Origin of the sequence: Gordonia sp. YY1 (assembly GCF_009872315.1) — a bacterium.
GTDB classification, from domain to species: domain Bacteria; phylum Actinomycetota; class Actinomycetes; order Mycobacteriales; family Mycobacteriaceae; genus Gordonia; species Gordonia amicalis.
This window is the reverse complement of the sequence record NZ_WXYI01000001.1, coordinates 333,670-349,519: the sequence shown is the minus strand read 5'-3', so window position 1 is coordinate 349,519 and position 15,850 is coordinate 333,670. Positions and strand designations below refer to the sequence as shown.

Below are 15,850 nucleotides of genomic sequence, written 5' to 3'. Positions count from 1 at the left end.
CAGCGTTCCTCGATCATGGTGGTGGCCGATGTCGGGTCCACCATAATGTGGCCGGTCGGCCTGCAGGGTCACCGGGGGTTGGCGGCCAGCTCTACGGCGCGTTCGAACGACCGGACGCGGTGTCGGGCCACGTCGTACCCGGTCCGGGCGAGCAAGGCGTCGCGGAACTGGGTGTTGAACCGGCCGGCGATCCCGGCCCACCAGGGCTTGTGGCTCCGGGGCAGATCGGCGAGCAGCCGGTCGGAGGCGACGGTGAAGACCGGGGCGAGCCGGAGGTAGTCGGGCCGGAATTCGCGCAGATCACGGTTGGGATAGCGGTCGAGATGGACCTCCGCGAGCGCCCGCGGCAGATCGGCTTCGATGTGTGCCGAGACCCCGGCCAGCAGTCCTTCCATGACCGGCAGATGCGGCTTCTCCGGGCTGACGATCTCGCAGGTAGACCATGCGACCCGCCACGGTTCCTCGACGTCGCCGCCGTTCCGGTAGGCGTCTAGGTTGCGGGCGAAGTAGTCGTGGAAGACCGGGATGATCGCGAGGACCCAATCGGGGTGGGTCAGTCCCAGTTCGAGACGTCCGGTGGCCGCGTCGATCATCGTCTCGGTCACGTACTGGTAGACGCGGGCGAACCACTGTTTCGGGTCGTTGGCGCCGGCGAGCTCGTCGGCGATCTCCTGCTGTAGGTCGCGGATCGCGAGCGCGGACGCCACGAGTTCGTCGAGGTCGTCGGGTTCGCGGGGTGGGCTGGTGCTCGGGGGAGTGAGCGTCGCGTCGTCGAGCTCGCCGGCGATCGACGCCATCACCTCGAGGGACCGTTGCACCTCTCCGCGGATCTTGCGGGCCATCACATGAGAGAGAACACCGGGGAAGAGGGTCATGTGGACGGTCCAGTGCACCTCGACGCCATCGGGGGTCTCGACGACGCGCTGGTGACCGCGGTGGTCCACCAGCAGAGGACCACCGTCGTAGACGCGGTACCTGAATGTCGTTGGGAACTCCGCATCTTCGATGACCTCGCGCAGTTTGACCCGTCCTCCCGGCAGCGTCACCATGCGCAGCGCGCCCGGGGTGTCGAGTCGATCCTGCGGGCCGCTGGACAGCGGGCTGATCGGTGCCGTCGACCACCGGCACATCTGCTCCGGATCGGTCAGCAGATGCCATGCGGCCTCGGGGGTGCAACGGAGTTTCTGGCGGAGGGTGAAGGTGGCGGTCATGCGACGGTCTCCAGGTGGCCCTTGTCGGCGGCGTCGTAACGGGTGGACATGATGTGCTCGAGGTCGATGCCGAGTTGCATGGTGACGAGCTGTAGTTCGCGATGCGCGACCTTCCGCTCGGAGCCGAGCAGTCCGGCGCCGCGCGCCATCTCGCGAGAGCGCACGACGGGTCGCGCCAGGGTCACCAGGTGATGCAGCGGCGTGGACCGCAAACCCATTGCGGCCGCGACCTCGTCGTCGACCCAGCGGGTCGACACGGAGGCGAACAGGCTCCGGAGGAATGGCCGGGACAACCGGTGCACCGCGTTGTTGAGTGGCTTGGGCAGTCGGAGATCGGTTCGGTACCCGTCGTCGAGGAGTGCCTGGACGAGCAGCTTGGACTCCTCCGGTGGGGTCAGGTGGAATTCGCGTCCGATGTGGTCCGTCCGCCGCGCGTCGGCGAAGCTCTTCGGGAGCCGGTGCTCGTCGACGCCCATCACCCAGCCGATCCAACGCCACAGATGGGTGATCGCCTCGAGTTCGGCCTGGGAGTACTGGATTCCGAAGTCCTTGGCGACCCGGAGTGGCAGGACGAGGAAACCGGCGGTGATGGTCAGCTGTGAGTACGTCTGGTTGATCGGTACGCCCCACTGATCGTCGTCCCATGTCTCGCCCGCGTGCAGGTGGTGGCGAATGATGGCGTGCACCAAGCGGATTCGCAGCGTCTGCGACCAGCCGGGGTTGCCGGGTTCCATCATTCCGGGGGCCGTGGCGAGGGTGACCCACCGTCCGGTGGCGACGACGCGGTCCCAGGTGCCTTCGGTGAATCGGCCGGTTTCCACCAGGGGCCGGGTGAATCCACGGGCCTGATATCCGTAGATCAGCGACTGGTACAAGGTGCTCGACTGCAGCGAACCGAAACGCCACCACGCCTCGGCGCCGGCGCGTGCGACGGCCGGATCGAACCACGGCGGTGTATGGGCGGCCTGGTCGAGGAACCGTTGCAGGGCGGGTGGGGCGTCGGCGCCCAGGGTCGGATCGTCGACGGCGGCGATGATCTGGGGCCACGCCCACCCCTCGCCGGCGAACATCTCGGCGATGACGGCGTCGGCGGCGGGGTCGCCCACCATCAACCCGTCGGCCATCGCGTCGACCTGTTCGGGATGGGCGGACCTCACCTCCGTCCAGTTGCGGGCGCCGGTGATCGAGGCGGCGCGTTGCGGTGTGACGGTACTCATGGCGTTCATAAAAAGACAGTGTGTCTTTTTGATGGGTTGTGGTCAAGGGTTGCGGGCGTTCGCCCTGCTGTCGACGCCTTCGAAACCGGACCAGATGAGGAGATGGAGGTGATCGACCAGCGTCGACCGCGGGATCGACCGGGTGCGCGACCACCAGCTCACCGTCGACGAGACCGCGCCCACGAGCGCGTGCGCCCAGGAATCGGCGGGGGCGTCGTCGCCACCACGTGCGCGGAAGCCTGCGCGCAGGATCTCGGCGATCGCGCTGACCACGGCCCCGGACTCCCCGTCGGCGGACTGGTCGAGCCGGCCGGTGAGGAGCTGGGCGAGTTGGGGTTCGGTGTCGAACCATTCGGCCAGGATGTCGATGGCGGCGCGCGTCTGATCGGCCGGTTCGATGGTTCCGCTGACCACGACGGTGAGCTTCTCCACGATCTTCCGCGCATGCCGCGCCGCCAGGGCATTCATGAGCGCGTCCCGGTCGGCGAACGCCGCGTACACCGCCGAGCGGGTGAGTCCGGCCGCCTTGGCGACCTCGGCGAGTCCGACCTCCGCCCCGGAGCTGCGGATCGCGGCCTCGGCCGCGTCGAGTAGCTCCTCGCGACGGGCGTCGAGGTCCACCGGAGGGCCGGGAGGGCGGCCTCGGCCGCGTCGTGCCGGTTCTGTAGTCATCTCCGCCCCAGGTTACGACGGTCCGACGCCATGGTGGGCCACGACCCGGCGTGGCCTGATCAGCGGAGGTTCGACAGGTCCGTGATTGCCACACCCGCATCGGACCAGCGGGAGCGCACCTCGCCCAGACGAGAATCCGAGGTCGACAGGATCACCGCGAAGGTGCGTCCACCATCTTGATACTCATCGCGGTAGAACTCGACGGACTGCGCGAACCATGTGAAGCCTGCGTCGTCGGAATCCAGCAACCGATGCGCCTGGGCGATGTGGACGACGATCGTCGACGGGGCGTCGCCCTCGGCGGCTGCGGTTTCGAGATCCCGCATGCAGTCGTCGAAAGCATCCTTGTTGCGCCCGAAGTGGTCCGGGAAATCCCAGACGCGGGCGAAGGAGGTGTACAGGCCACCGAGGTCGGTCGCGGTGGTGCCGCTGACCGTGCGGATGCGGGTGTCGGGCTCGAGATCGGGAAGTCTCGGCGCGGTCGTGACGGCGACGGCGGGGCCGTCTTGGCCTACGCCGGCGAGGAACGCGCGGAGGTCCTCGATGAACGAATCGTCGTGCGGCGCGGTCATGACGGTCCTCGGATCTGGATGAACGAGCGGTAGTGGTCGGCGGTGTACCAGGCGGAACCGTCACTGCCGGTGACGATCCGCTCGGCATCCCGGCCGCGGTTGGGGGCCTTGGGATTCACGTCCCACTCTCGGTATGTGATCCGGCGGTCGTTCGCGTCGGTGGCCGGGAGATGACCCTCGTTGTTGCGGAAGGTCATTCCGCCCTTCGTGCCCGGCGCCCGGGCGGCCTCGGGCCATTCGCCCGCGTCGATGTACGCCAGCGTGCGGGTGACGTGCGCCGGAATCGATGCGGGAGCAGGTGTTTTCGAGGTCTTCGACGCCCTGGAGGTCTTCGTCGCCGTCCGGGCCGTGGACGTCTTCGGCCTCGACGTCTTGGTGGTGGTCGTCCTGATTGTGGTCGTCTTGGTTGTGGTCGCGGCCTTCGATGCCTTGGACTTCGTGGCCTTGGTCGTGGACGACGCCGCAGCCGTACGCATGTCGTCCGCGCTCGAGTCGCGGCTGTTGTTGATGAACCACGTGATCGCGAAGACGAGCCCGATGATCACGAACGCGGCCACGGTGATCGCGGCCTGCCGCCGGCGCTGGGCGACGCTGGGCGTCGAACGGGAACGTGAACGGCGGGCCATCAGTGGTCCTCGGTGGGGATGTCCTCGGTGGGGATGTCGGTGGAGGGGATCTCGGGGGTCAGGTAGCGGTAGGCGTGGTGGAGGCCGAATCCGAGCCGCCGATACCACGCTCCGGCAGAGCGATTGGTGGTCTCGACCTGCAGACAGGCGGCGTCGGCGTCATTCTCGGCTCCCCAGGCCACCAGTTCGGCGAGCACCTGGGTGGAGAGGCCGGCGCGGCGTCGTGCGGGGTCGGTCCACAATGCGGAGAGCCCCAGCCACTTCCGGCCGTCGGCGGCCTGGGTGACGATGCCCCGGCCGATAGCTGCCGCGGTGCCGCCCGCATCGATCGACGCGAACACCAGCGGTTCGTCACCCGCTGTCACCACCTGCCGGACCACGTCGGTGTCGGCGTCGGCTCGGTGTCCGGCGTAGGCGTCGAGCCACGCCGCATCCGGTTCGTCCGCGAGCCGCACCGCGTCCGACCGTGAATCGGCGAGGCGCTCGGTGAGTGACGCGAGGTCGCAGGTCAGCGTCTGTACCTCGATGTCCTCCACGCCGCCGATGGTCGATGCCTTCATCAGCCGGTCGGGCAGCGCCAGGAGCGGCGGCAGGTCGCGGTCGGCGTACCAGCGAGCGATCCGCTGCAGCGTGGTCGCGTCGGGATGGGCCGACATGTCCAGTGGGACAGCTGAATTGGCGCGGCGGGTGAAGCCGAGTCCGGCGCGGAGGAACCAGCCGGCGATCCATGCGGTCTCCACGCCGGGCCAGGCACGGGCCGCTGCCTCTTCGAGTGTGCGGATCTCCCTGTTGCGCACCGGACGTGCCGAGAGGAGCCGGACCGATGTCACCGTCGCGACTGGGATCGACACCACCTCGCCGTCACGCTCGAGCCGCAAGGGATCCGCGTCGTCGACGAGGATGCCGGTCACATCCGACTGTGCGGCATCGGGATTGCCGCGCCAGTCGGCGGGTGTCGTGGAACCCAGCAGATAGCGCACGACGACCCGGTCGCCGACGACGGCACCCGACAGCGAGACAGTCACCTGGTGGGTCAGTCCTCGTCTTCGTCGTCGTGCCCGAAGGGGTCGGCGACGGTGCCCGGCAGCCAGGTCAGCCCGGGGACACCCCATTTGTTGCGCTTGATGGCCTTCTTCGCGGCCCGCGCGTTGCGGCCGACGAGCACGTCGACGTAGAGGAACCCGTCAAGGTGTCCCACCTCGTGCTGCAGCATGCGGGCGAAGAAGCCGTTGCCCTCGATGACGACCTCGGCGCCGGTCCGGTCGACGCCGGTGACGCGTGCCCAGTCGGCGCGGCCGGTGGGGAACTGCTCGCCCGGCACGGACAGGCAGCCCTCGTCGTTGTCGTCGGGATCGGGCATGGTCTCGGGGATCTCGGAGGTCTCGAGGACCGGGTTGATGACCTCGCCGCGGCGTCGGGTGGCCATGCGGTCGCCGTCGGGGCAGTCGTAGACGAACATCCGGGACCCGACCCCGACCTGGTTGGCCGCCAGCCCCACGCCACGGGCCGCGTCCATGGTCTCGTACATGTCGTCGAGGAGGGTGATGACCTCTTGCGACGGACGGCCGTCCGCGTCGAGCGGGACCGGGGAGGTGGGCTGGTGGAGCACCGGCTCGCCCACGATGCAGATCGGGAGAATCGCCATGCCGATCACCCTATAGCTGCTCAGGGCGCCGGAACGACGCCGGGTACGGCGCCACAGTCCGGAAATCATCCGATTCCCCGGATCGACGTGAACGTGGTGAGGTGAGGCTTACAGCGACAGCTCACGCGTGGTCTCGACCGACCGAGCGTCGTGGCGAGTCACAGCGCGATCGGACGGCGTGACCGTGGTTAGATTGTCTGCGAACCACACTGTTGTGATTCGTCGCCATGTCCCGGAATCTCGAGTCGGTCAACTCGGGTCGGTCCGCCGGCTCGGCGCACGTCGGCGACGGTGTGAGGGTCATCAGGTTTCATCGGTGAGGGAGTGAGATGGACGGCGCAGTCGCGCGTAGCCAGAACGAAGGCGATCAACCCACCCCCGACAACGGAGCCCAGCTCGATCCGCACGAGGTCGGTGCGGACGGACTGACGCGCAGGGAACACGACATCCTGGCCTTCGAGCGGCAGTGGTGGAAGTACGCCGGCGCCAAGGAAGAAGCGATCAAGGAACTGTTCGGTCTCTCGGCGACCCGGTACTACCAGGTGCTCAACGCGCTGGTGGACCGTCCTGAGGCGCTGGCCGCGGATCCCATGCTCGTCAAGCGACTCCGCCGTCTCCGTGCGTCGCGCCAGAAGGCCCGCGCCGCGCGTCGTCTGGGCTTCGAGATCACCTGAGACGCTGACCCCGGTCAGCCACCCGAGGTGCGTTAAGGTCGTCGGTGATGAATGCAGACCGTGAGCCCAATCGCCTCCCGCTGCGCGCGGGGGCGATGATGCTCTTCGCAGTGGCCGTCGTCTTCATCGGGCTCGGCTGGCATTCCGCGGCGACCTCGGGAAGCGATCCCCAGACCGAGACGACCGCGACCGCCACCTCGACGCCCACCGCAGCGACCCCGTCGTCGACCTCTGCCGCGGCGTCGGCGAAGCGCGTGTGCGTCATCAACGCCGGCCAGGTGTCCGGACTCGCGTCGGACGTGACCGACCTGCTGAAGGAGAAGGGCTACACGATGGCCCAGCCCGGCAACTACACCGCGGGTGGCTTCAGCGAGAACACGGTCTTCTACGACGAGGACTCCGACAAGGCGCAGGCCGAGCAGCTCGCGGAGGCGTTGGGCGGCACCGTCTCCGTAGAGGAGCGTCCCAGCTCGTTCACCCGGTGCAAGGGCGGGCTCCCGGTCATCGTGGTGACCGCGGTCAGTGGATCGTGACGCACGAGGCCGGACTATCGTCGAAGCATCCACAATTCAACAGCGCGCCTGTAGTTGTCGCGCACCGTTGGGCCGACGCCCAGTGAACCGCCCCAACCGGGCGCAGACCCGGTGACAGTGATCAAGGAGTGACATGTCCGGACGTTCGAAACTCACCGCGTCGCGCGCCCTCGCCGCGCTGGCTTCCGCGGGACTGATCGGAGTGGCCCTGGCCGGATGTAGCCCCGACCAGAACCCCACTGATGTCCCCGGCACGACCCCGCCGGTGGTCTCCGACAAACCGCTGCCCCCGGGTGCCGAGGACGACGTGGACAGCGAGCCCAGCGGCCAGACCGCGGTCGCCGAGATCAAGGACGCCTCCGGCAAGGTCGTCGGCGAGGCCACCTTCTCGGCCGAGAGCCAGAGCGAGGGTGCGGTCACGGTCAGCGTCCGCATCACCGACGGTGACCTCCCGGCCGGCTTCCACGGCATGCACATCCACGAGAACGGCACCTGCGACGCCGGTGCAGGCGGGGCACAGGCCTTCACCTCGGCGGGTGGGCACCTGCAGGTCAACGGCAACACCAGCCACCCCGCGAGCGGTGACCTGGTCTCGATCAACATCCTGAAGGATCACACCGGCCGAACGGTCACCACGACCGACGCGGTGAAGCTCCAGCAGGTCTTCGGCAAGGCCATCATGATCCACGAGAAGGCCGACAACTTCGGCAACATCCCGGCCGACAAGTACCCGGGTGGACCGAAGGAAGACACCCTGAAGACCGGTGACGCCGGCTCCCGCATCGCCTGCGGCGTCATCGAAGAGAAGAGCTAGGCACCGCGATCCGACAGCGATCGCGGCCGTCCATGACACCGATCGAGTTCGACGGGTCGCCGTCCCCCACTCTGGGGGTCGAGTGGGAATTCGCGCTGACCGACAAGGTCACCGGCGATCTGTCGAACTCGGCGGCGGCGCTCTTCGCCGCGGTCGAGGAGCATCACCCGGAACGTCTGGGGAAGATCCACAAGGAGCTGCTCCGCAACACCGTCGAGCTGGTGACCGGCATCTGCCGGACGACCGGTGAGGCGGTCGCGGATCTCACCGACACGCTCGGCATCGTGCGGGTACTGACCGAAGAACTCGGCGTCGACCTCTACGGCGCGGGCACCCATCCGTTCGCCGAGTACTCGACCCAACTGCTGACCGAAGGGCACCGGTACGCCGAGCTCATCGAGCGCACCCAGTGGTGGGGTCGGCAGATGCTCATCTGGGGCGTCCACGTCCACGTCGGGATCAGCCACCGCGACAAGGTGCTCCCGATCCTCGACGCCCTGCTGAACTACTATCCGCATCTGCTGGCGCTGTCCTCGTCGTCGCCGATGTGGGCCGGCCAGGACACCGGCTACGCCAGCAACCGCGCGATGATGTTCCAGCAGCTCCCGACCGCGGGGCTGCCGTTCCAGTTCGAGACCTGGGAACAGTTCGAGGCTTTCGTCGCCGACCAGAAGACGACCGGGATCATCGACCATCTCAACGAGATCCGCTGGGACATCCGCCCGTCGCCGCATCTCGGCACCATCGAGGTGCGGGTCTGCGACGGCATGACCAACCTCGGTGAGCTCTCGGCGATCGTCGCACTGATCCACTGTCTCGTCGTCGATCTCGACCGTCGGTTCTCCGCGGGGGAGACGCTGCCGACGATGGCGCCCTGGCTCGTTCAGGAGAACAAGTGGCGGGCAGCGCGTTACGGCCTCGAGGCCATCGTCATCCTCGACGCGGACTGCACCGAGAGACTCGTCACCGAGGATCTCCACGACCTGCTCGAACGCCTACAGCCGATCGCGCGCGACCTCGACTGCGTCGACGAACTCGCCGGGATCGAGAACATCATCGCGCAGGGCGCCAGCTATCAGCGGCAGCGCGCGGTGTACCGCGACACCCACTCGATGCGCGACGTCGTCGCATCGGTCGTGGCCGAACTGGGCGGTTAATCCCGGTCGGGTGACTCCATGTCCCGCTCCTCGATGAGGCCGTCGCGGGCACGCTGCTCCTGATACGCCAGGCGTCCGATCCGGTGTGCGACCACGGGTGCGGTGATCAGCGCGAAGAGTCCGGCCAGGATGAGCATTCCACTGTCGACACTGTCGCCGAGTCGCACGACGGCACCGATCAGGACCAGCAGCAGGCCGAAGGTCTGCGGTTTGGTGGCCGCATGCATTCGGCTCAGCGTGTCCGGGAACCGGACCAGGCCGATGGCCGCGGTGACCGCCAGGAGGCAGCCGACGAGAATCAGCGTCGCGCTGACGATGTCCACAATCATTTCTTCACCGTCATGTCTGGTCATCCCGCACACGGAAGCGTGCGATCGACACCGATCCCACGAAGCTGACCAACGACAGCGCGACGATGGCCGGCACGACGGTCGAGTCCCGGCTGTAGGCCGCCCACGCACCGAGGCCACACATGCACAGGGCGATCAGTACGTCGAGCGCGACCAGGCGGTCGAGTGTCGTCGGACCCCGCAGGATCGCGATCGTCGTCAGGACCGCGGCGAGCAACAGCATCGCCGCCACGATCGTCCACACCACGCTCATGACTCCCCTCGATCCGACCGGCCCGTGGTCCGGTCAGGTTCTTCGGCCGGTGGGGCGCCGTCGACCGGTTCGATGGGCCGCACGTGATGGAAGTCCTCGTCGATGCCGTGGTACGGGCTGGGATGCCATTCGCTGTCGCGCTCGAAGGCCTTGATGAACATGCGCTCGACATACGCCACCTGGTCGTAGAAGGCGCGCACCTTCTTCTCCGAGCGGACGTCGAAGACATGGACGTACAGCATGCGCCGCCGGTGGTCGATCTCGAGCACCATCGTGCCCGGCACGAGGTTCAGGTAGTCGACGGCGAGAGTGAGAACCATGTCCGACTTGATCGCCACCCGGACTCGCACGACCGCGCCGAGCGGCGGACGGCCGGGACGCAGGGCCATCCAGCCGATCTGCACACTCGAGACGAAGAAGTCGACGACCATCCGGACGAGGAGCCGCGCCACCGACAACGGATGGATACGGCCCTCGACGGGCACGCGGGGCAGCGGCAGCACGGTGAGCACCGTGATCGCCAGGACGACACCGCCGATGACGTTCGCCCAGGAGACGGTGCCCCACAACAAGACCCACACGAAGGTCAGCCAGGCGATGGTCCAGAGCCGGACCGCGACCTCGCGGCTGTCGCCGCCGAGCCACGTGGGCAGGCTCGTGTGATTGCGCAGCCACACCAGGGCACTGACGAAGTGCCAGAAGAGGAACAGCAGCGACACCCGCCAGGTGTTGATCACCAGCGACAGCACGGGCCCCTTGGTGGAGACCACGGGCGCGCGCCGCTTCGGCGGCCCCGTGTGCTTGCCGGTGTGCGGTTCTCCGGTGGTCACCGTGTTTCACCTCCGCCCAGTACGGCCTCGACATACACGCCGCGGTGCACGACGTCGGTCGCGGCACTGTCGGTGAAGTCGAAGATCGGGCCTGCCCACAGCGTGAGCACCAGACCCGCCACGACCATCGCGAACGTGGGGAGCACCATCATCGCCGGCATGCGGCCGACGTCCTCACGGTCGGAGAAGGCGCCCTCGTCGCGTTCGTCGATGAGTGCGGACGGTCCCTGGTCGGCCAGCTCGCCCTCGGGGGCGTCGGCACGTGGCCGCCAGAAACCCTTGGTCCAGATGCGGGCCATCACATACAGCGTGAGCAGGCTGGTCACGACCGAACCGGTCACCAGAATCCAGGCCAGCACCGAGCCGTTCTGGACGCCGGCCTGGAGAAGGGCGACCTTGCCGATGAACCCGGAGAACGGCGGGATGCCGCCCAGGTTGAGGGCCGGGACCAGGAACAGGACGGCGAGGATCGGGCTGGCGATCAGGCCACCGAGACGACGCAGCGACGCCGAACCCGCTTGACGTTCGATCAGTCCCACCACCAGGAACAACGTGGTCTGGACGAGGATGTGGTGGGCGACGTAGTAGATCGCGGCCGACATGCCGAGTTCCGACGACAGGGCGACACCGAAGACCATGTAGCCGATGTGGCTGACGAGGGTGAACGACAGCAGACGTTTGATGTCGGACTGTGCGATCGCGCCGAAGATGCCCACGATCATCGTCAGCAGACCTGCGACCATCAGCACCGTGTCCATCGACCCGCCGGGGAACAGCAGGGTGTGGGCGCGGACGATCGCGTAGACACCGACCTTCGTGAGCAGACCGGCGAACACCGCGGTGACCGGTGCGGGGGCGGTGGGGTAGGAGTCGGGCAGCCAGGTCGACAGCGGGAACACCGCGGCCTTGATGCCGAAGGCGACCAGCAGCACGGCGTAGAGGGCGTTGCGGGTACCGCTGGAGACGTCGTCGAGACGGACGGCCATCTCCGCGAGGTTCAGCGTGCCGGTCGTGGCGTACGCGAAGGCGATGCCGGCCAGGAAGATCAGCGACGACACCATCGACACCATCACGTACGACGCGCCGGCTCGCACGCGCTCCTCACTGGCACCGAGCGTCAGCAGCACGAAACTCGCCGTGAGGAGCACCTCGAAGGACACGTACAGGTTGAACAGGTCGCCGGCGAGGAAGGCGTTGCAGACACCCGCGGTGAGAATGAGGTAGGTCGGCAGGAAGATCGACGTCGGCTGTTGCGCCGTGCCGTCCCGGATACCCTGACCGATCGCGTACACGACGACGCAGAGCAGCACGATCGTCGAGACGACGAGCATCAGGGCGGCCAGTTGATCGACGACCAGCGTGATCCCGAGCGGACCGTTGGGGTAGCCCTTGTCGCCCCAGCCGCCGATCGCGACGGCGAAGGTGCCGTGCCGGTCGGTCAGGTAGAGCAGCAGGCACGACGTGATGAACGCCACCGAGATCGCCCCGATGGCGACCACGCGCTGGAACCGGGGGCTCCGGCCCAGCAGCAGCGAGAGCGCGGCGGCGCCCAGGGGCACCAGCGTCGGCAGGGCGATCAGGACGGGAATCCAGGACGGCTGCGGAGTCATCGGTCACCCCCTTCGGAACTGTGTGCTGCGTCGTCGGCGGCGATCTTCTCCCCGGAGCTGCTGATGACATTCGGCTCGCCCGAGTCGTCGTCGGGCACCTTGTCGCCAACGACGTCCGGGTCGTCCTCGGTGTCGTCGGAACCGATCTCGTCGATGACGTCCGCGTCGGTCGGCATGATGTCGGTCTCATGCAGGGCGGAGTGCCGCTCGGCGGCCTCCTCGGGGGTGAGCGGGTTGCCCGCGTCGTCGAAGTAGTCGCCGGTCACGGTGTCGGACAAGGTGACCGGGTCGTCGCTGCGGTCGCGGTCGGGGGCGGTGTCGAGCGTGCCGGTCTTGATCTTGACGTCCTCGACGTCGTCCTCGACGTCGTCGTCGTCGCGGTTGATCACGAACAGCCGGTACACCAGCGCGAGCACGAACGCCGCCACACCCATGGTGATGACGATCGCGGTCAGGACCATCCCCTGTGCGAGCGGGTCGGCATCGGTTGCACGGTTCTCCGACGACCGGCCCAGGATCGGCGGATTGCCCATCCCGCCGGACACCACGATGATCATCAGGTTCAGCGCGTTGCCGCACAGGAGCAGGCCGAACAGCATCCGGACTAGGCTGCGTTCCATCAGCAGGTACACACCGCAGGCGGCCATGAATCCGACGACCAGCAGGAGCGGGAGGTTGGTGCTCATCGCGCCACCTGTCCCTTCCCGGTCGGTACGTTCTCGGCGGTCGGTTCGTCCGATTCGGCCGGGACCGTCTCCGACGAGGTCCGGGACCGGACCGTGGTGCGGGCCATCGTCGTCTCGACGTCGAGTCGCGCACCGAGACTGCGCAGCACGTCGAGCACGAGGCCGATCACGATGAGGTAGATGCCGAGGTCGAAGAACAGCGCGGTGACCAGTTTGATGTCGCCGAGGACGGGGACGGTGATCTCGAAGACGGCCGACGAGAGCGCCGGGGCCCCGAGGAACATCGAGGTGATCGCGGTGGTGGCGGAGATCGCCAGACCCGCGCCCAGGATGCGGCCCGGTTCGATCGGCAGGGCCTCACCGAGCTCGTAGCGTCCGCCGGCGAGGTACCGCAGGACGAGTGCGAGTCCTGCCGTGAGTCCGCCGGCGAAACCACCGCCCGGCGAGTTGTGGCCGGCGTAGAAGAAGTAGACCGAGAGCACCACCATCGTCGGGAACAGCAGACGTGTCGTCGCCTCCAGCACCATCGAACGGTGCCGCGGGTCGCGCAGACCCGACCCGAGCAGCCACGTCGTGCGGTCGGGTGGGATCGGATCGTCGTCGTCCGAATCGTCGCCACTGATGCCCGCCTGCAGCCGGATGGCGTCGGCGACGCGTGGTGCCGCGCCGAAGCGTCGGTTGCGGAACACCATCGAGGCGACGCCGGTCGCCGCGACGATCAGCACCGACACCTCGCCGATCGTGTCCCAGGCGCGGATGTCGACCAGGAGCACGTTCACCGCGTTCGCGCCGTGCCCGTACTTGTAGGCGGCTTCGGGGAGGTCGACGTGCAGGGGCTCGGTCGAGCGCGCGGAGGCGGCGTACAGACCGATCACCACGAGCATGGCGCCGAATGCGAGACCGATCAGCGCGCGGAGGGGCTTGAAGGCGGTGGCGTGCCGCTTCTCCGGCTCGGCGGGCAGCTTGCGCAGCACGAGCACGAAGATGACCAGCGTCAGGGTCTCCACCAGGAACTGGGTGAGGGCGAGGTCGGGGGCACCGTAGAGCGCGAACAGCATGCCGCAGCCGTAGCCGGTGATGCCGACCAACAGTGTCGCGGCGAGACGATTGCGCAGGACGACCGCGGCGAGCGCCGAGGCGATCATGATTCCGCCGATGACGACCTGGACCGCGGTGGCGCCGTAGTCGACCTGCAGCCGGTCGCGCGCGCCGAGGAACAGGACGATCGTCGGCAGCAGGATCGCCGTGCACAGGATGACGCCCTGGGTGATGGGCAGTGAACCGCGCTGGGTGTTGCGGGTCAGCAGCAGCGAGATGGTGTCGGCCGAACGCAGCGCAGCGTCGTAGATGCGGTCGGCGTTGAGCAGGGGCCGGAACCCGAAGACGCGGTCGCGGATTCGGCGGATGCCGAGGAAGGCGATCACGCCGCCCACGATGACGATGATCGAGAAGATCACCGGGAGGCCGAATCCATGCCACAGGGCGAGGTGTTCGATCTCGTGGCCGTAGCTGTTCAGGGTCTCGGCGTAGGGCTCGAAGAGATCGCCGATCGGTCCGCTGACGAGTCCGGCCACCACACCGGCGACCGCGAGGACGACCGGGGAGAGGTAGAAGGCCCATGAGGGTGCGTGCATCTTCGCCACTGCCGGGCTGGGCGTGTGCCGCACCTTGCGACCGAAGGCCCCCCACAGGAAACGGAGCGTGTACGCGCAGGTGATGATCGAGCCGACGAGCAGCACGATGTCGACGGTGTGGGCCTGCCAGGGGGCGAGGGCGCCGGTGTCCCAGACCGACGCGAAGGCGGTTTCCTTGCCGATGAAACCGAAGGTGAAGGGGATGCCGGCCATGCTGGCGCCGGCGACCGCGGCGGTGATGGCGAGCACGGGTAGCCGATGACCGAGCCGCGCGAGTTTACGTATGTCGCGGGTACCGGTGGCGTGGTCGATGATGCCGACGACCATGAACAGCGAGGCTTTGAACATGGCGTGCGCGACGAGCATGGCGAGTCCGGCCATGGCCACGTTGGCGTCGCCGATGCCGACGAGCACGGCCATGAACCCGAGCTGGGACACCGTGCCGAAGGCCAGGATGAGCTTGAGGTCGAGTTCACGCAGCGACCGCCAGCCGCCGAGGACCATCGTGAACGCGCCCAGTCCGACGACGGCGACCTGCCAGCTGGCGGTGACCGAGAAGGCCGGGGCCAGCCGCGCGATCAGGTAGATGCCGGCCTTCACCATCGCCGCGGCGTGCAGGTACGCGCTGACCGGGGTGGGGGCGGCCATGGCGCCCGGGAGCCAGAAGTGGAACGGGACGATGGCCGATTTGCTGAGCGCGCCGACGAGCAGCAGGACGATCGCGACGTCGACGTAGACGCCGGTCGGCGGCGCCGCGATGATCTCCGAGAGCAGGTAGGTCCCGGACCGTTCGCCCAGCATGACGATGCCGACGAGCATGGCCAGACCGCCGAAGGTGGTGACCAGCAGCGCCTGGGTGGCCGACCGGCGGGCAGTCGCGCGGACGCCGTAGAAGCCGACCAGCATGAACGACAGCACGGTCGTGAGCTCCCAGAACACATAGAGCACGAGCATGTTGTCGGAGACGACCAGACCGAACATGGCACCGGCGAACGCGACCATCTCGCCGCCGAACAGCGCGACGCGGGGACGGGCGTCGTCGAAGTAATGGGCGCAGTAGCAGAGCACGAGGGCGCCCACCCCGAGGATCAGCACGGACAGGATCGCCGCGAGGGTGTCGAACCGGGTGGCGATGTCCATCTGCAGCGACGGAACCCAGCTCACCGTCTCCACGACGACGCGGTCGGCTTCCGGTTCGGGCCAGTGGGTGATCACCCAGATCAGGGCGCCGAGCGGCGCGAGCGCGAGGATGTAAAAGCCCCGGGTGCCGATCCAGTGGATGACTGCGGGCGCTATCAGTGCGCACACTGCCAACGCAGTCAACACGGATATCAAAAGGGCACTCCGTCTTTCTCCCGGCGGGGTG

The 15,850-nt window shown here is 67.9% G+C and carries 17 protein-coding genes; 4 read left to right on the top strand and 13 right to left on the bottom strand.

Going from position 1 to position 15,850, the window contains the following annotated elements; all coding sequences use genetic code 11:
* Positions 1 to 68 precede the first annotated feature (68 nt).
* From BPODLACK_RS01630 to BPODLACK_RS01600, 7 genes are read right to left on the bottom strand one after another with little or no spacing between them, the layout of a single operon-like run.
* A complete protein-coding gene (locus BPODLACK_RS01630; protein ID WP_024500260.1) occupies positions 69 to 1,211 on the bottom strand; it encodes a DUF5995 family protein in 1,143 nt (380 codons plus the stop codon).
* Positions 1,208 to 2,428 (bottom strand): oxygenase MpaB family protein, encoded by a 1,221-nt coding sequence (locus tag BPODLACK_RS01625; RefSeq protein WP_375295676.1) that lies wholly within the window; start codon positions 2,426 to 2,428, stop codon positions 1,208 to 1,210. The genes BPODLACK_RS01630 and BPODLACK_RS01625 overlap by 4 nt, the downstream gene beginning before the upstream one ends.
* A gap of 42 nt (positions 2,429 to 2,470) precedes the next feature.
* The gene (locus BPODLACK_RS01620) at positions 2,471 to 3,100 is read right to left on the bottom strand and encodes a TetR/AcrR family transcriptional regulator (protein ID WP_024500258.1); all 630 of its coding nucleotides are present in this window, start codon (positions 3,098 to 3,100) and stop codon (positions 2,471 to 2,473) included.
* A 59-nt stretch (positions 3,101 to 3,159) separates the two neighbouring features.
* The gene (locus tag BPODLACK_RS01615; RefSeq protein WP_159404572.1) at positions 3,160 to 3,672 is read right to left on the bottom strand and encodes a barstar family protein; all 513 of its coding nucleotides are present in this window, start codon (positions 3,670 to 3,672) and stop codon (positions 3,160 to 3,162) included.
* Positions 3,669 to 4,298, bottom strand: coding sequence for a ribonuclease domain-containing protein (locus BPODLACK_RS01610; RefSeq protein ID WP_024500256.1), 630 nt, complete (start codon positions 4,296 to 4,298; stop codon positions 3,669 to 3,671). Before BPODLACK_RS01610 ends, BPODLACK_RS01615 begins: the two co-directional genes overlap by 4 nt.
* On the bottom strand, positions 4,298 to 5,323 hold the full coding sequence (locus BPODLACK_RS01605) for an N-acetylglutamate synthase, CG3035 family (protein ID WP_024500255.1): 1,026 nt from the start codon (positions 5,321 to 5,323) through the stop codon (positions 4,298 to 4,300). Before BPODLACK_RS01605 ends, BPODLACK_RS01610 begins: the two co-directional genes overlap by 1 nt.
* Before the next feature lie 8 nt (positions 5,324 to 5,331).
* Positions 5,332 to 5,943 (bottom strand): peptide deformylase, encoded by a 612-nt coding sequence (locus BPODLACK_RS01600; RefSeq protein ID WP_024500254.1) that lies wholly within the window; start codon positions 5,941 to 5,943, stop codon positions 5,332 to 5,334.
* Positions 5,944 to 6,272: 329 nt separating this feature from the next.
* Here BPODLACK_RS01600 and BPODLACK_RS01595 point away from each other — a divergent pair, with 329 nt between their 5' ends.
* From BPODLACK_RS01595 to BPODLACK_RS01580, 4 genes are all read left to right on the top strand, one after another.
* Positions 6,273 to 6,617: a DUF3263 domain-containing protein gene (locus tag BPODLACK_RS01595; RefSeq protein ID WP_024500253.1), complete on the top strand. Its 345-nt coding sequence runs from the start codon at positions 6,273 to 6,275 to the stop codon at positions 6,615 to 6,617.
* A gap of 47 nt (positions 6,618 to 6,664) precedes the next feature.
* Complete coding sequence (locus BPODLACK_RS01590; RefSeq protein WP_096272914.1) at positions 6,665 to 7,150, top strand: LytR C-terminal domain-containing protein; 486 nt, start codon at positions 6,665 to 6,667, stop codon at positions 7,148 to 7,150.
* A 133-nt stretch (positions 7,151 to 7,283) separates the two neighbouring features.
* A complete protein-coding gene (locus BPODLACK_RS01585) occupies positions 7,284 to 7,964 on the top strand; it encodes a superoxide dismutase family protein (RefSeq protein ID WP_096272916.1) in 681 nt (226 codons plus the stop codon).
* A gap of 32 nt (positions 7,965 to 7,996) precedes the next feature.
* On the top strand, positions 7,997 to 9,121 hold the full coding sequence (locus tag BPODLACK_RS01580) for a glutamate--cysteine ligase (RefSeq protein WP_096272918.1): 1,125 nt from the start codon (positions 7,997 to 7,999) through the stop codon (positions 9,119 to 9,121).
* Here BPODLACK_RS01580 and mnhG read toward each other — a convergent pair.
* From mnhG to BPODLACK_RS01550, 6 genes are read right to left on the bottom strand one after another with little or no spacing between them, the layout of a single operon-like run.
* Positions 9,118 to 9,450, bottom strand: coding sequence for a monovalent cation/H(+) antiporter subunit G (gene mnhG, locus BPODLACK_RS01575; protein ID WP_096272920.1), 333 nt, complete (start codon positions 9,448 to 9,450; stop codon positions 9,118 to 9,120). The genes BPODLACK_RS01580 and mnhG overlap by 4 nt on opposite strands.
* Positions 9,451 to 9,460: 10 nt before the next feature.
* Positions 9,461 to 9,724: a monovalent cation/H+ antiporter complex subunit F gene (locus BPODLACK_RS01570; protein WP_096272922.1), complete on the bottom strand. Its 264-nt coding sequence runs from the start codon at positions 9,722 to 9,724 to the stop codon at positions 9,461 to 9,463.
* Complete coding sequence (locus tag BPODLACK_RS01565; protein ID WP_096272924.1) at positions 9,721 to 10,554, bottom strand: Na+/H+ antiporter subunit E; 834 nt, start codon at positions 10,552 to 10,554, stop codon at positions 9,721 to 9,723. Before BPODLACK_RS01565 ends, BPODLACK_RS01570 begins: the two co-directional genes overlap by 4 nt.
* The gene (locus BPODLACK_RS01560; RefSeq protein ID WP_096272926.1) at positions 10,551 to 12,164 is read right to left on the bottom strand and encodes a Na+/H+ antiporter subunit D; all 1,614 of its coding nucleotides are present in this window, start codon (positions 12,162 to 12,164) and stop codon (positions 10,551 to 10,553) included. The genes BPODLACK_RS01565 and BPODLACK_RS01560 overlap by 4 nt, the downstream gene beginning before the upstream one ends.
* Complete coding sequence (locus tag BPODLACK_RS01555) at positions 12,161 to 12,850, bottom strand: Na(+)/H(+) antiporter subunit C (protein ID WP_096272928.1); 690 nt, start codon at positions 12,848 to 12,850, stop codon at positions 12,161 to 12,163. The genes BPODLACK_RS01560 and BPODLACK_RS01555 overlap by 4 nt, the downstream gene beginning before the upstream one ends.
* On the bottom strand, positions 12,847 to 15,819 hold the full coding sequence (locus tag BPODLACK_RS01550; protein ID WP_159404571.1) for a Na+/H+ antiporter subunit A: 2,973 nt from the start codon (positions 15,817 to 15,819) through the stop codon (positions 12,847 to 12,849). The genes BPODLACK_RS01555 and BPODLACK_RS01550 overlap by 4 nt, the downstream gene beginning before the upstream one ends.
* Between the last annotated feature and the right edge of the window lie 31 nt (positions 15,820 to 15,850).